14 protein-coding genes are annotated in these 15,767 nt (G+C 66.0%); all 14 read left to right on the top strand.

All coding sequences use genetic code 11. The features are described from left to right. On the top strand, positions 1 to 1,429 hold a 1,429-nt coding region (locus DA1_RS28825; RefSeq protein ID WP_062794196.1), incomplete at its 5' end, for a terminase gpA endonuclease subunit. A 4-nt stretch (positions 1,430 to 1,433) separates the two neighbouring features. Then, positions 1,434 to 1,787, top strand: a complete 354-nt coding sequence (locus tag DA1_RS28820; protein WP_034391993.1) for a helix-turn-helix domain-containing protein — start codon at positions 1,434 to 1,436, stop codon at positions 1,785 to 1,787. A gap of 53 nt (positions 1,788 to 1,840) precedes the next feature. Next, positions 1,841 to 2,071: a phage head-tail joining protein gene (locus DA1_RS28815; protein ID WP_034391995.1), complete on the top strand. Its 231-nt coding sequence runs from the start codon at positions 1,841 to 1,843 to the stop codon at positions 2,069 to 2,071. Positions 2,072 to 2,073: 2 nt separating this feature from the next. Continuing rightward, the gene (locus tag DA1_RS28810; RefSeq protein ID WP_034391997.1) at positions 2,074 to 3,576 is read left to right on the top strand and encodes a phage portal protein; all 1,503 of its coding nucleotides are present in this window, start codon (positions 2,074 to 2,076) and stop codon (positions 3,574 to 3,576) included. 53 nt (positions 3,577 to 3,629) lie between these two features. Next, the gene (locus DA1_RS28805) at positions 3,630 to 5,711 is read left to right on the top strand and encodes a prohead protease/major capsid protein fusion protein (protein WP_034392000.1); all 2,082 of its coding nucleotides are present in this window, start codon (positions 3,630 to 3,632) and stop codon (positions 5,709 to 5,711) included. Positions 5,712 to 5,752: 41 nt separating this feature from the next. After that, the gene (locus tag DA1_RS28800) at positions 5,753 to 6,112 is read left to right on the top strand and encodes a DUF2190 family protein (RefSeq protein WP_034392002.1); all 360 of its coding nucleotides are present in this window, start codon (positions 5,753 to 5,755) and stop codon (positions 6,110 to 6,112) included. Between the two features lie 17 nt (positions 6,113 to 6,129). Next, positions 6,130 to 6,438, top strand: coding sequence for a head-tail joining protein (locus DA1_RS28795; RefSeq protein ID WP_034392003.1), 309 nt, complete (start codon positions 6,130 to 6,132; stop codon positions 6,436 to 6,438). A gap of 13 nt (positions 6,439 to 6,451) precedes the next feature. After that, complete coding sequence (locus DA1_RS28790) at positions 6,452 to 6,910, top strand: hypothetical protein (protein ID WP_255288219.1); 459 nt, start codon at positions 6,452 to 6,454, stop codon at positions 6,908 to 6,910. 12 nt (positions 6,911 to 6,922) lie between these two features. Continuing rightward, complete coding sequence (locus tag DA1_RS28785) at positions 6,923 to 7,591, top strand: InlB B-repeat-containing protein (protein WP_034392007.1); 669 nt, start codon at positions 6,923 to 6,925, stop codon at positions 7,589 to 7,591. Between the two features lie 68 nt (positions 7,592 to 7,659). Then, complete coding sequence (locus tag DA1_RS28780; RefSeq protein ID WP_230355141.1) at positions 7,660 to 8,097, top strand: hypothetical protein; 438 nt, start codon at positions 7,660 to 7,662, stop codon at positions 8,095 to 8,097. Between the two features lie 8 nt (positions 8,098 to 8,105). Continuing rightward, the gene (locus tag DA1_RS28775; protein WP_034392011.1) at positions 8,106 to 8,561 is read left to right on the top strand and encodes a phage tail assembly chaperone; all 456 of its coding nucleotides are present in this window, start codon (positions 8,106 to 8,108) and stop codon (positions 8,559 to 8,561) included. Between the two features lie 15 nt (positions 8,562 to 8,576). Beyond that, entirely contained in the window at positions 8,577 to 13,550 is a 4,974-nt protein-coding gene (locus tag DA1_RS28770; protein ID WP_034392012.1) for a tape measure protein, read from the top strand. Then, positions 13,547 to 14,497 carry a hypothetical protein gene (locus DA1_RS28765; RefSeq protein WP_034392014.1) on the top strand — a complete coding sequence of 317 codons (951 nt, stop codon included), beginning with the start codon at positions 13,547 to 13,549 and terminating at the stop codon, positions 14,495 to 14,497. Before DA1_RS28770 ends, DA1_RS28765 begins: the two co-directional genes overlap by 4 nt. After that, positions 14,494 to 15,720: a hypothetical protein gene (locus DA1_RS28760; RefSeq protein WP_051940627.1), complete on the top strand. Its 1,227-nt coding sequence runs from the start codon at positions 14,494 to 14,496 to the stop codon at positions 15,718 to 15,720. The genes DA1_RS28765 and DA1_RS28760 overlap by 4 nt, the downstream gene beginning before the upstream one ends. The last annotated feature ends 47 nt before the right edge of the window (positions 15,721 to 15,767 follow it).

Genomic DNA, 15,767 nt, shown 5'->3' with positions numbered 1-15,767 from the left:
CATCAAGGGCCTGTGCCACGTCAGCCGCGCCTGCGAGGATTCCGAGGACGAGGTCGATTACCTGATCGAGTGCCCGCGCTGCGAGGCCGAGCACCCGCTGACCTGGGGCGGCAAGGAGGCCATGCATGGCTTCAAGTGGGAGGCCGGCAAGCCCGAGACTGTGCGCCACATGTGCCCCCACTGCCGAGAGTCCATCAGCCAGGCCGAGTACCTGCCGGGCGGCTGGCCGCTGACGGGCGCCTGGGTGTGCCGGAGGTCTGGCCGCCGCTTCGGTGCAGATCGGATCTGGCGCGCTGCCGATGGCACGCCTTGCAGGCCGCCGCGCACGCTGGGCGTGCACATCTGGGCCGCCTACAGCCCGCAGCGTACCTGGGCGTCCATCGTTGACGAGTTCGAGAAGGCCCACCGCGCCCTGCAGGAGGGCGATGCAGGCCCCATGACCTCGTTCACCAACGAGACCCTGGGCCAGGCCTGGGAACTGAAGGGGGAGGGCACCGACGACCATGTGCTGCAGGCCCGCGCCGAACCCTATGCCATCGGCACGGTGCCAGTGGGCGGCCTGGTGCTGACGGCTGGCGTGGACGTGCAGCGCACCTGGTGGCAGATCAACGTCTGGGCCTGGGCGCGCGGCATGGAGAGCTGGATCGTGGACCGCCACATCATCGAGGGCAACCCATCCAGCGAAGCCGACTGGGCGCCCGTGACGGCCTACCTGCAGCGCCGTTACCGCCAGGCCTGGCACGGCGGCAGCCTGGGCCTGAGCGCCATCAGCATCGACTCGTCCGACCAGACACAGGCGGTCTACAACTATGTCCGCACGCACCAGCACATGCTGCCCAACCTGCGCGCCATCAAGGGCGACAACAACGACAACCGGCCCATCGTGGGACCGGCCAGCATGCAGGACATGGACTGGCGCGGCCAGAAGATCAAGCAGGGCATCAAGCTCTGGCTGGTGGGCGTGGACAACGCCAAGGACCTGCTGCTGGGCCAGCTGGCGATCACGGACGCCGGCCCGGGGTGCGTGCACTTCAGCGAGGATCTGCCGCGCGAGTTCTTCGAGCAGCTGACCGCAGAGCAGCGCATCCTGGCCAAGGTCCAGGGCCGCGAGGCCTACCGCTGGGTCAAGCGCCGCCAGCGCAATGAGGACCTGGACTGCCGAAACTACGCCATCCACGCGGCCATGGCCCAGGGCCTGCACAAGTACACCGATGCGCGCTGGGCGCAGGTCGAGCAGATGGTGCAGCCAGCCCGCGACCTTTTCAGCCCACCCGAAGCGCCCGCCAGCGTGGCGCCGCCGGCTCCCACGGCTGCGCCCACGTCGGACGCGCCACCCGTTTCCATCACCACCGCGCCCCGTGCGTCGGCCCCCGCGCCGCGCCGTGCGGCACCCGTTCGCCGCAACGGCGGTTTCTCCCGCTCCTGGTAGCCCCATGACCCCAAAGACCAACGCCCCAGCACCCCACATGGCCCCCGATGCGGCCAAGACTTCCGCCACGCCAGAGGCCGATTTCGCGCCCGATCTGGTGGATCGCATGTTCGACTACCTGGTCGATCTGCTGCCCGAGCTGCGCGGCAGCCCTGCCACGGTGGAGCGTGTCCAGCAGCAGCTGCGCAGGGAGTTTGCCAGCCAGGCCGCCTACATCTCCGCCCGATCCCCTGTGGACAAGGCCGAGGAGCGGCGGCAGGTGCTGCGCCTGTGGAATGGCCGCAATGCCACGGCCGTGGCGCGAACGCTGGGCATCAGCCGTGCCACGGTGTACCGGCACCTGAAACAGCCCGGATGAAACCGTCTCAGGTTTCTTGGAAATGAGACAGTTGCCCCGGTAGCGTGCGGCATATGAGCACGCTCCAAGACCTCCAGATGCGCCTCGCGCGCCTCAATGCCGCCATCCACAGTGGTGAACGCACCATCACGACCGAGGATGGCGCCTCGGTCACCTATCGCAGCCAGGACGAGATGATGGGCGCGCGCCGGGATCTGCACACGCAGATCGCGGCCGTGGCCGGAACCGGCCAGTCACGCGCCCTGGTGGCGCGGTTTCGCTTCGCCGGCCTGCGGGACCGTTGATCATGCAGCGCCGTACCGTAGCCCGCAGGGCCTCCCCCACGCTGGTTGACCGTGTTGTTGGCTATTTCTCGCCCGCGCAAGGCGTGCGCCGCCAGGTCGCCCGGGAAATGCTGGTGCGCGCCTACGAGGGCGCCAGCCGCGCCGATGGCTGGCGCGTCAAGCGCTCGGGGGCCAGCCCCACGGCAGACCACGCCGCCGATGCGCGCGAGCTGCGCATGCGTGCGCGCTCACTCGCGCAGAACGTGCCGAACATCGTGCGCGCCGTCAATGCCGTGCTCGCCATGCGCGTGGGCCAGGGCATCGTGCCGGTGTGGGCCGACGATGGCCTGGCCAAACGCTGGCGCGAATGGGTTCCCCATGCCGACTATGACGGCCTGCTGGACTTCTACGGCCTGCAGTACAAGGCCGAGCGCACGCGCGACGTGGATGGCGCCGTGCTCATCCGCAAGCACATCCAGCGCATGGGCTCCACGGTGCCGCTCAAGCTGCAGCTGTTGGAGATCGACTTTCTGGACGTGGAGCGCAACGGCGTGCTGGCCGGTGGGCGCGAGATCATCCGGGGCATCGAGTACGACAAGCGCGGCCAGCGCCTGGCCTACTACTTGTTCGACCGCCACCCCGGTGATGCTGGCATGTGGACCCTGGGCCGCAGCGGCACCAGCCAGCGTGTGCCGGCCGATGAAATCATCCACTTCTTCGACCCCGAGCGCGCTGGCCAGCAGGACGGCATCACGCGCCTGGCGCCCATCATCGCCAAGGTGCGCGACCTGCATACCTACGGTGACTCCGAGCTGCAGCGCAAGCAGCTGGAATCGCGCATGGGGGTGGTGGCCGAGATGGAAGGGGCCGGAGGCATGCCGCCGCCGCTGCCAGACGAGGCCGCAGGGCAAAAGCCCGGCCTGATGGACCTGGGCGATCTTGCTGGCGGCGGCATCGTGGGCCTGCCGCCAGGCATGAGCAATCCCACCTTCATCGAGCCGAAGGCCGTGCCGGGCTTTGGCGACTACATGAAAGGGGGCTGGAAGGAGGTGGCCGCAGGCTATCGCTGCCCCTACGAGCTGATGACGGGCGACCTGACAGAGGTGAATTTCAGCACCTCCCGCATGAGCATGAACCAGTTCCGGGCCGAGGTCGAATCCGAGCAGTGGCGCGTCACCGTGCCGCGCCTGTGCGCGCCCATTGCGCGGTGGTTCGTGGCGGCCGTGGATCTGGTGGCCACGGTGCCGGCCGATGCGGCTGCGCCGGACTGGAGCACGCCCCGCTGGGCCAGCCCTAACCCCGTGCAGGACGTGGCCAGCGACCTGAGCGCCGTCAAGGGCGGTATGCAGAGCATCAGCGAAGTCATCCGGCGCCGGGGCTATGACCCAGAGGCCGTTTTCAGCGAGCTGGAGGGCGACCTGGTGCAGCTGCGTGATCGCGGCATCCTGCCGCTGCTGGCCGCGCTGTGGGGCGCGCAGAACCCCATCGATCTGGTGGCCCAGATGGAGGGACAGGGGCAGAAGTGAAATCGTCTCAGTTTTCTTGGATTTGAGACAGTCAAACCGGAAAACTGAGCGCCATGCCACAAGCCAACGCCCAATCTTCCGCGCCCCAGGTCCACGATTTGCCGGTGCAGACGCGCGCCGCAAGCCTGGTCCCCGACACCTACAACGAGGCCGACAGCACGGTCGAGGTGGTCTGGACCACGGGCGCCATGGTGCGCCGCTACGACTGGTGGAACGACCGTCCCTACGACGAGGACCTGCAGATCACTCCCGAGGCCGTGGACATGGCCCGTTTTGACGCCGGCACTGTCCAGGTGCTGGACGGTCACCGCGCCTATGGCGGCGTGGCTGCCATCCTCGGAATTGCCGAGCGCGGCTGGATCGAAGGTGGTGAAGGCCGGGCCGTGATCCGGCTGAGCCAGCGTCCCGAGCTGGCCGGCATCGTGGCTGACATCCGCGCCGGGATCATCCGCGCCATCAGCTTTGGCTACAGCGTCCAGCGCTACGAAATCACCCGCGCACAGGACCGCACGGACGGCATCAACGTCGATCTCTACCGCGCAGTCGCCTGGACCCCGCAGGAAATCTCTTTCGTCACCGTGCCTGCCGACCCCAACGCCGGCACGCGCAGCGCACCCACTTCCCAGGCCCCGTCCGGTGCAGCGCCCCAGGGCGGCATGCCGTGCGAGTTCTTTCAACGGGCAGCCGCCCAACCCACCACCCAGGAGCACCAACGTATGCCCCAAGCAAACCAAGCCGGTGAAGGCGGCCAGACCGCCAACACCCCCCAGGGCGCCGCGCCCACCAACGTCTCTCAGGTCCCGCAGAACCGCCAGACCGAGGGTGCGCCGCAGCCCGCGCCTGCCGGTGCGTTCGACGGCCAGCGCGCCGCCGACATCGTTGCGCTGTGCCAGCGCCACAACCTGGCCGATCTGCAGACCGAACTGCTGCGCAACCAGTCCACCATGGACCAGGCCCGCGCCGCCGTGCTGACCGCGCTGGACCAGCGCAGCCAGGAGCAGGCCACCGGCCCCACGACCTCCATTCGCACCGTGGGCGATGAGCACGAGAACCGCATGCGCGGCATTGAAAACGCGCTCATGCACCGCCTGAACCCCGGCGCCCAGCTGGATGACAACGGCCGTCAGTACCGCGCCATGACCATGGTGGAGATGGCGCGCGAGGTGGCCGAAGGCCTGGGGCAGAAGACACGCGGCATGAGTCGCGCCGAGATCGTCAACGTGGCGCTGCGCGTGCGCTCCGGCATGTTGGGCACGGGCGACTTCCCCGCGCTGCTCGGTGGCGTGGGCCAGCGCGTGCTGCGTGCGGCCTATGACGAGGCGCCCAGCACCTACCAGCTGTGGGCGCGCCGCGCACCCAACCTGCCGGACTTCCGCATCCGCCAGGTCATCGGCGTGAGCGGTGATGTCGAACTCAAGAAGCTCAACGAGCACGGCGAGTACACCTACGGCAGCCTTTCCGAGGATGCCACGGGCTACCGCGCCTTCACCTTCGGTCGCTCGCTGGCCATCACTCGCCAGATGATCGTCAATGACGATCTGGATGCGCTGACGCGCACCGGCACCCGCTTTGCCGATGCGGCCCGCCGCCTGGAAAACCGCTTGGTCTATGACCAGATCCTGAAGAACCCGGCCATGTCCGATGGCGAGCCATTGTTCGGTGCCGAGCACCACAACCTGCTGACCGGCGCAGGGTCCAAGTTCTCGCTGGAAGCACTGTCCAGCCTGCGCACGCTGATGCGCAAGCAAAAGGGCCAGGACGACGAGACGCTGAACATCGCGCCAGCCTATCTGCTGGTCCCCTCCGACCTGGAGACCCTGGCTTACCAGTTCACCAGCCCGAACTACCAGCCCACCAAGTCCGGCGACATCAACGAGTTCCGCACGGGCGGCCGCACGGCGCTGGAGCCCATCGTGGAGCCGCTGCTGGATGACGTGTCTACCACCGCGTTCTACCTGGCTGCCCGCGCCGGCCAGACCGACACCGTCGAGTTCGCCTACGTGGACGGCTACGAAGGCCTGCGCACCGAGACCTTCTCCAGCGAGGACGTGGACGGCGTGAAGCTGCGCGCCAGCTTGGACTTTGCTGCCAAGAGCCTGGGCTGGCGTGGCCTGGCCAAGAGCAACGGCGCCTGAGCGCGCCGCCATCCACTCACACGCTTTCAGGAGTTCAAACCATGAAAAACTACCAACAGCGCGGCCACGTCATCGAGGTCCCGGCAGCTGCTGCCGCAGTGGCTGCAGGCCAGCCCGTGGCCATCGGCGCCATCCTCGCCGTGGCCAATGGCCCGGCCCAGGTCGGCGAGCCCTACAACGCCGAGCGCGTGGGCGTCTTTGTCCTGCCCAAGGCGGCAGGCACCGCGTGGACGCAGGGCCAGCCTCTGCGCTGGGATGTCGAAACCGGCGCGTTCGCCGTTGGCGGCGCGGCCACGGCCGGCGACGTGACGGGGGCGGCGTTCGCCTTCGAGGCGGCCGACAGCGCGGCCACGCAGGGCGCCGTCTGCCTGCCAGGTGTCATCGGCACGGTCGCGGGCTGAGCGGAGCAGGTCCGGGCATGACTTTCCTCCTCATCCCAGGCGCCGAGCGGGCAGGGCGCGTGCGCTCGGCCCAGCAGCGGCACCACGCCAATGCGGTGGCCGTCTGGCAGGGCGGCGAGCCCTTCGGCGTCATCCTGCGGCGTGGCCCGCGCGACGCCCTGGGGATGGTGGGTGCCTACGTCCTGGCCTGCCGGCTGCCCGCTGACATGGTGCCTGGCATCGCCCAGGGCGAGCCCATCGAGATCGACCAGGTCAACTACCGGATCGCCGAGCCGCCCCAGCCCGACGAGTCCGGCTGGCTGCTGCTGCAGCTGGAGGAGGTCTGACATGGCGCAGCACATGCAACAGCAGATCCTGGCCGCCTGGCGGGTGGATCTTGTGCTCGCGGCCACCCTGGCTGGAGACAGCGTCCGCGTCGAAGGTCGCAACGCATACCCGGTAAGTGCCCTGCCAGCCATTGATATCAGCGCGGCAGACGAAGGCATCGAACCCCTCTCGGGCGGGCGCGATGGCCTGGCCACGCTGCACCGGGAATTCCTGGTCGATGTCACCAGCATTGCCACAGGCGACCAGGCCCGCGAGCAGGCCATGGAGCTGCATGCGCAGATCGAGGAGCGCATGGGGCCTGCTGCTGGCGGCGTGCTGGGCGGCCTGCTGATCGCCCCACCGCGCCTGCGCGGCATTCGTGGGCAGTGGGACGACGCCGCTGCCCAGCCCATCTACATCGTGCGCGGCATGTGGCTGTGCCGATACCTCACTGCCGAGGGCGCCCCGCGCGGCCCGGCATCCCATCCCTGAAAGGAAAAGACCATGGCAGTCCAAAACGTTCGTACCTCGGCCGGCAGCAAGCTGCTGATCTGCGCCGCCCGCCCTGCAACCTACGATGCGGCCGGCTTCCAGGCCCTGGCCTTCAAAGAGATCGCTGAGATCACCGACCTGGCCGAACTGGGCCGGGAATACAACCAGGCCACGCATTCGCCCCTGGCAACCCGCCGCATCGTCAAGCGCAAAGGCAGCTTCAACGATGGCAGCCTGTCCGTGCCCATGGCCCGCGACATGAACGACGAAGGCCAGGTGCTGCTCAAGGCTGCATCTGTGTCTGACGACAGCTACAGCTACTGCATCCGGCTGCAGGACGGTTCCAGCCACTACTTCACGGCGCAGTGCATGAGCTTCAAGCTCAACGTGGGCAGCGTCGATTCCATCACGGCGCACACGGCACAGCTGGAAATCGACAACGGCATCATCGAAGTCCCCGCTATCTCGTTCACCCTGGCCTACACGGCCGACGCCAATGGCTCCATCGTGGGCGTCGCAAGCCAGACCGTGTTGCAGGGCGCTACGGGCAAGCCCGTGTTCGCGCAGGCTGCCGCCGGCTTCGACTTCGAGAAGTGGAGCGACAACAGCACGGACAACCCGCGCTCAGATGCCAACGTGCTCGCCAACGTGGCGGTGCAGGCCAGCTTCATCCCCGAGTAATTCGCCGCCGCATTGCCCGGCTGCGGCCGGGTGGCATGCCCCTCTGTCTTTCTCTCATCGCCACCACCATGCTCAAACTTTCCCAACTTCGCGTTGCCGACACCGCTGCCCTGCACCTGAAGGATGCCGCCGGCGAACCCCTGTACTTCAAGGACCCCACCAAAGGCGCTGGGGCTGTGGAGCAGCCCGTGCTGATCCATGTGTACGGCCCCGGTTCGGAGCCCTACCGCAAGGCCCAGCTGGGCGCCCAGCGCCGCGTCATGGCGCTGGTCAAGAAGAACCGCCGCGCGCTGGAAGAGCGCACGCCCGAGGAGCGCACTGCCGACACGGCGGCGCTGCTGGCGGACATCACGCACTCGGTTGAAGGCCTGGACCTGGAAGGCCGCCCCGTGCGCGAAGGGATGCAGGCCCTGTATGCGGACCCTGCTGCCGGCTGGGTAGCTGATCAGGTAAACGCCTTCGCGGCGGACTGGGCAAATTTTTCCAAGAGTGCGCCGAAGGACTGAGCCTCTACGTGCGCACATGGGCGTGGCTCAACGCCCCGCTCAAGCCCAAGAACGGAAAAAAGACCCAGCAGCAAGATGATGAACCCAGGATCACACGCATCGAGGAATTCAAGGCAGAAGGCCGCGAGCCTGACATGCCCGACCCTGGCCCGGCCGGCTATCTCCTTGAAGTGTTCTTCGACCTGGGGCCATCGCTGCAGTCGCCCATGGGCGAAACGCCCATCGGCTACGAGCAGCTGGTGGCATGGCAGTCCATTCACGGCGTGCGGCTCACGCCCTGGGAGGGCAAAACGCTTTGCGACCTGTCCATCGCGTGGCTGGTCGCCAAGGACGCTGCCAAGGACCCTGGCGCCACTCGGCCAGGCAGTGTCGATGAGTCACCTGAGCAGGCCGAGGAGCGACGCCAGCGTGTGTCCAGCGGCCTGGGCGACATGCTGCGCTCGTTCCGGCGCGCGCCGAAGTGACCTGCAGGGGGCTGCATGATCGGCTCCAGCAACATCAACTACCTGCGGTTCCTGATCACGGGCGACAGCTCGCAGCTGCAGGCCGAGGTCGAGAAGTCCAAGCGGACCGTCACGGGCATGGTCGATGGCATGGCCGGCTCGCTGGGGCGCCTGGGCACGTTGCTCGGAGGCGTGTTTGCCGGCGTGTCCGTTACGGCGTTCGTCGGCAAGCTGGTGTCGGTGCAGCGCGAATTCGACGTGCTCAACAGCTCGCTGGTCACGGTCACGGGCAGTGCCCAGGCCGCTGGCCGGGAGATGGCCTGGATCAAGACCTTTGCCAAGGACACGCCCTACGGCCTGGCCCAGGCCACCGAGGCTTTCGTGAAGATGAAGGCCTTGGGCCTTGATCCCACCCAGGCCAAGCTGACCAGCTTCGGCAATACGGCGGCCGGCATGGGCAAGAGCCTCATGCAGATGATCGAGGCCGTGGCGGATGCGGCCACGGGTGAATTCGAGCGCCTGAAGGAATTCGGCATCAAGGCGTCCAAGCAGGGCGACATGGTGGCGTTCACCTTCCAGGGCGTCACGACCCGGGTGAAGAACTCGGCCAAGGACATCACCGCTTATCTGGAGCACATCGGCAACACCGCCTTCGGTGGCGCCATGGAGCAGCGTGCCAAGACCCTGGACGGCGCCATTGCTGCCCTGGGTGACTCCTGGGACGAACTGTTCCGCACCATCAACGAAAGCACGGGGTTCTCCGAAAAGGCGGCTGGCGGCGTGCGCCTGGTCACTGATGCCATCGATGGTTTGGGTGGTGCCATAGCCAATCATCAGGGTCTGGTGGTTGGCATGCTTGGTGCGTTGGGTGGCGCGGCCACGGTGGCGGGCATCATGGGCGTGGTTGGCGCTATTGGGGTGCTGAGCGGTGCGTTCGTCGCCCTGGCAACCGTGGCGATGGCCAACCCTGTGACGCTCGCGCTGCTGGGTATTGGCGCTGTCGCTGGGGTTGGCGTGGCTACCGTAAGCGCCATCAGTAATTCCGTAGATGGTATTCACCGCTCAATTACGGGCCTGAAGGCCGAGATTGATCGGTTGGAGGGCGACAAGGCGTTCGCTGCGTCGAATGGTCGTGATGCTGCATTTCTCAAGAACATTGACTTGGGCATTGCAGAGCGGCGGAAGGCCATTGAAGAGCTGCAAGGCAAGCTCAGGGCGATTGACGACCAAGACCCGCGCAATCAAATGCGTTTCAAGGGGCGCGGGCAGTCGTTTGTAGATGAGGCGGCCCGGCTCGTTCAGGAAGAGGCCAAGGCGGAAGAGGAGTTGGCGGAGATTCGCCGCGGTCTGTACGGCGTCAACAAAGACTATCTGCCGCAGCTGCAAAAACTCAACGAGCTGCGCCAGGCCGGCCGCATCACAGAGGCTGCCTATGTCGAGCTGGTCAGCAAGCTGGCCAAGGAAAACTACAAGGAAGACGAATCGGCCAAGGCCCGTGCCAGCTCCGCCAAGCAGCTGCACACGGCCTATGGCGGCCTGGTCGATTCCATCGAGGAAAAGATTGCCGCCCAGCGACTGGAGATCTCCGGCGGGGAGAAGCTGGGCGAGGCCGACAAGCTGCGCATCAAGTATTCGCAGGACCTGCTGGGCTCGCTCAAGGGGCTCAATGCCGGCGAGCGCGCCAACATCGAAGCCAAGCTCAAGACCCTCAAGACGCTGGAAAAGGAAAACGAGGCCAGGCAGAAGGCCCTGAAGCTGGCCGAGGAGGAACGCAAGTACCGCCAGGAGTGGATGTCCACCCAGGGCAAGACGGTCGAGGAACTGACGGCCAGCAACCAGGCGCTGCGCGACGAGATCGAGCTGATCGGCCTGAGCGCCGAGCAGCAGCGCGTGGTCATCGAGCAGCGGCAGATGGCCATCATCCTGAGCAAGGAGCAGCAGCTGGCCGAGATGGAGCGCTCCGCTGCGCTCACCGGCACCATGACCATGGAGCATGCGCTGCTCCAGCAGGAAATCGAGCTGCTGCGCGAGCGCCTTGGCCTGACCTCTGTGAAGGCTTCACGCGAAGCCTCGGCAGAAGCTGCCAAGGCCAGCACCTCGGAGTGGCAGAAGGGAGTGGACCAGATCGGGCAGAGCCTGGCCGACCAGCTGATGCAGGGCGGTCTCTCGTTCGGTCAATACCTCAAGAATCTGGCGCGCACGCTGGTGTTCAAGCCACTGATCCAGGCCACGGTCCAGATCGCTGGCGGTGCCCTGGGAGGTTTGTTCGGCGCCCCCGCCGCCGCCGGCCAGAGTGGCGGTGCAGGCATGGGCATGCTCAACAACCTCGGCACGCTGGGTGCAGGTGCCCAGGCAATGTGGGGTTTCATGCCTGGTGCGTCGGCTGCCAGCCTTGCCGGTGCCAATGCCGTGGGCCTGGCCGGCGGCGATGCCCTTGGCGCCCTGATCGCGGGCAATGGCAGCTGGGCCGGCGTCGGCAGCAGCTTCGGCTCGCTGATGAGCGGGCTGGGGGCTGCCATGCCCTGGATTGCGGGTGCCATCGCCATTTTCTCGCTGCTCAAGGGGGGCTTGTTCGGTTCGCGTGGACCCAACCACAGCGGCGGTGTCTATTCGACGCGTACCGATGACTGGGACCAGGCGGCGCAGCAGGCTCTGGGCAAGGATGCCTGGGGCAATGCCCTGGGTGACTTCACCAAGCGCGGCAACAAGGAGCTGGGCAAGCAGGTCGGCACCACCGTCGATGCCCTGATTGATGTCTACAAGTCCCTGGCCAAGTTCGCGGGCGGCACGGCCAAGGACATTGATATCGCCGCTGGGTTCGCCGTCAATCCCAAGCATGGTGACGAGGATGCGCACGGTTATTTCCAGATCCTCGACAAGGCTACGGGCGAGGTCCTGAGTTCGTACAAAAACCGTGACCTGGGCAACGACCCTGAAAAGGCCTTCGCGCAATTCGTGGCCGATATGGGTGGCTCGCTCATCGACCAGATCAAGAAGGCCGACATCCCCAGCTGGATGCGCAATGTCTTCGATGACATGGGCGAGGAGATCACGCTGGAGAGCTTCAACGCGGCCCTGCAGACCGTGGAGCTGACCGGCGCCGCCATCGAGGGCTGGACCCGCAACATCACCAACTTCGGCAAGCTGGGCGACGAAGCCATTGCCAAGCTCATAAAGAGCGCCGGCGGCATCCAGGACCTGATCACAGGCATGGATGCTTTCTACACGAGCTTCTACAGCGAGCGGGAGCGCATCGAGAACGCGGCCAAGGCGGTGGACAGGGCGCTGGCCGACCTCAAGATCGACATCGATCCCCGCATGGGCCAGGACGCCAAGGCCAAGTTCCGCAAGCTCATCGAGGACGCCATGGCGGCCGGCGACGTGGAGCTGCTGGCCAAGCTCATCCCGCTGGCCCAGGAATTCGGGGCCGTGGCCGATGCTGCAGGCCAGGTGCTGGACACGCTCAAGAATGACCGCCGGCAGCTGGAAGCCGAATACCTGCGCGCCACGGGCCAGACCGACAAGTACCGCGAGGCTCTGCGCAAGCTGGCCACCGAGGGCATGAGCGAAGCCGAGCGCGCCGCCTGGGACTACAACCAGGCGCTGCGCGAAGAGATCGCCCGCGTGGACCAGCGCACCGACCTGGAGCGCAAGCTGCTGGAGATGCAGGGCAACACGGCGGAACTGCGCCGCCTGGAACTGGCCGCGCTGGACCCCAGCAACCGCGCCCTGCAGGAGCGCATCTGGGCCATCGAGGACGAACGCGCCGCACAGGTAGCAGCCAAGGAAGCGCAATCGGCTGCCTACGACCTGTTCAGCCGCGCCGTGAACCGTGACCGCGAACTGTTGCAGCAGCGCGTGAGCAGCGTGGAGGAATCCATCTCGGCCATCACGGCGGCCGTGGGGCAATTGAAGGGCGCTGCGACGGATCTCTATGGCACCGTGGACAGCACCACTCAGTGGATGGCTGCGCGCGGCATGGTCTACATAGAGGAGGCCTTGCAGGGGGTGCGTGCGGGCCGCAAGGTCTCTGACTACGCCGATCTGGGCTCGGCCATCCAGGCCACCCGCTCAGGCCTGACTGGCGGTGTCTACGCCACCGACTTCGAGCGCCGCCGTGACGCCCTGGTGTGGGCGGGCAAGTTTGCGGAGCTGGGTGAGCTGGGTGAATCGCAGCTGAGCATCGAGGAACGGTCCCTCAAGGCCCTGCAGTCGCAGATTGAAGGCCTCGATGCCCTGGCCAAGCGCGCCGACGAGCTGGTCAACGGCACCACCATGCTCACAGGCACGGTGCAGGGCTATTTCGAGAAGCTGCTGGCCACCTTGGGCAAGGATGCCGGGGCGAACACGCCCGGCACCAAGCCGGGCGCCGGCGCCAACGATGGTGGCGCGGTCTGGGGACCAGGCGGTGGCGGGCAGCCGGACACCGTGGATTCCAAGTATCTGCGGCCTCGCAGCGATGGTTCTGGTGGCACCTGGTATGAGCCCGTGGTTGAGCCGGGTACGGTCAACAAGCTGGATGGCCTGTTTGACAAGTACCACAGCTATGACGGCACGGGCGACCTGGCCGGGCTCATGCGCTCCATGCAAAGCGCTGGCGCAACGCTGTCCGACATGGAAGCGCTGTCGGGGCTGTATGCCCGGGATTGGGCGGAAGTCGAGCGCATCACCGGCATCAAGCTCCCCGCATTCGCCAGCGGCGGCATGCACGCGGGCGGTTTGCGTGTGGTGGGCGAGCGCGGCTGGGAAGTTGAGGCCACCGGGCCGGCCCGCTACTGGAACCAGCAGCAGCTCAGCCAGGCCATGCGCGGGGGCGGTGAGGGCATTGACACCGCAGCTCTGATTGCCGCCCTGCTGGCCGAGGTCAGCGCCCTGCGCGGCGAGGTGGCGGGCCTGCGTGCTCCTGCAGAGGCCACTGCGCGCAACACAGCGCCAATGCCCGAGATGGCCGAACAGTTCGACCGCGTCACCAACGGCGGCAACGCCATGCGTGGAAAGGCAATCGCATGAACATTCTTGTGCCCAAGACCATCACGCCAGAAATGTTCATGGCCGGCACCACCATTCCCGAGGTCGATGCGACCGTTGGAGAAGTGGCCTGGATCAGCGGATCGGATGCAGCAGTGGGCCTGCGCCGCGTGTGGAAGGGCTACACCTACGAATGCGTCAAGGCCGTGGCCGGTGCGCCTGCCAACACCTACGAGCCTGGCACGCCCAATGCCGCCACATTCTGGGAGCGTGACGAAGGCGCGCCCACCAACCGCATGGCGCCGTTCGACAAATACCTGTTCACCAAAGCGCGCCGGACCACCTCGCTGACCTATGTGCTGCGGCCTGGTTTCGTCAACGGCCTGGCCCTGTACGGCCTGGAGGCCGACAAGCTGACTATCACCGTCCGGGCTGATGGAGTGGACTTGGTGCCGCCCGTCAATGCGCAGCTGTGGGAGCAGGCGTTCGGCGAATGGGAATACCTGTTTGGCGACCTGCAACGCGGCACATATTTCGTCCTCAAGGATCTGCCCATTCACCCGGGCATGGAAATCACCATCACCGTGGCGCGAAACAACGCCGGGGTGGAGGCGGCCGTGGGCTTTATCAGCGTGGGCAACTGGAAGCAGCTCCTACTGCCTGGCCGCGAACGCATGGGCGGCGCCCAGTACGGCGTCGAAGCCAGCACGCGCGACTACTCCTATGTCGATGACCGCAAGGACGGCACCTACACCGAGGTGCAGGGGCGGCTGGCCACCAACATCAATCTGAGCTGCGTCATCGACGCGGTGCAGGCGCCTGCAGCCAAGACGCTGCTGGACCAGATCCTGGGCAAGGCCGTGGCCATTGAGGTCAGCGATCTGCCGCGTTACGGGCACCTGGCCACCGTGGGCAAGGTCACCGGCACCGTGCGCTCAACCGATTGGACTTCGGCTCAGGTGGACCTGCAAATCAAAGGCAACGTATGACCGACATCGTCAACATCCCAGACCTGCTGCCCATATCGCAGTATCCCGCGCTTGGAAGCGCCAATTTCAATCAGGAGGCTTACGACTACGCCGTAAGCGTGCCGCCCGCTGTCGCGCGTATGCGCGAGATCGCTGTTGCATGCCGGACGTGCTCCATAGCCGCCCAGGAATATGCGACGGTTGCTCAAGGCCATGCAGGCAACGCGCTGACCTACTCCAACAATGCGGCCAACTCGGCAGGCAGTGCCACCACGGCTGCCGGGAATGCGCTCACCTCGGCCAACAATGCAGCGGCCAGTGCCAGCGGCGCTGCAGCCAGCTATGCGGCAATGCAGAAGCTGTACCTGGGCTCGAAGACCTCAAACCCCACGACGGACAACCAGGGCAATGCGCTGCAGGTTGGCGCCTGGTACACCTACATCGGCACCGACCCCGCGTACAAAGGCGTGTGGCTCTGGTGGGATGGCACAGCCTGGAACCCGGGTATTGGGCCTGTGGCGGCCACGCTCATGCCCAAGACTGGCGGCGCGTTCTCTGGTCATGTGTCGGGGCCAACTGGGGCAACAGGGGCGCAGCACCCGCAGGCTCAGGAAGTGATGCTGAAGGCTCCAGAGTTCTGGGGCAAGGACAAGCTGATGGGGGATCTGGGCGTCGGCTACGCGCTGATGACCACTTCGACGGGTCGGGGTGCGGATTGGCCTGTGGAGGGCTATGACGAGAATTTCCAAGCGTGGGATGTCACGACTATTGGAGTTGGCACGCGGATGGTCCAGACTGCCACTCAGGTGTTCACAACAAATGCATATGCACGGACGCAGGGGAGTACCTGGATGCGGTGCCGGCATGATGCGGTGTGGGGGTCTTGGTCCCGCATGTTCACGGACACAACTGCGATGAACAAGCAGGTGACTGTGAATCAACCGGCTGGAACGCCGACATACACAGTAGATCCAGCGCTAGGCGGTGTGCATGTCGTAACGATTAACGCGACATGCCAATTCATATTGCCTATTGGAAGGCAATATGGCGATGAGGTCACACTGCACGTTATCAGCGCAGGCGCAATACGCGCAATTACGTTTTCCGCCAACGTTAGACTACCAATTGACGGGACTGGTGCACTTTTGCCGTTTCCTCAGTATCCGGCGGGCGGGATGGTAAGCCTCATTTTTACCTGCAATCTCGTCAATCGCTGGGAATGCTTTTATGCGGGGGTGCATTGATGTTTGCACGTAGTATGTTGATGGCAAGCGGGCAGCGGCAGATAAAC

Source organism: Delftia acidovorans NBRC 14950, assembly GCF_001598795.1.
GTDB lineage: Bacteria > Pseudomonadota > Gammaproteobacteria > Burkholderiales > Burkholderiaceae_C > Comamonas > Comamonas acidovorans.
Note: the sequence above shows the minus strand (reverse complement) of the source record. Positions and strands in the feature narration are given on the sequence as shown.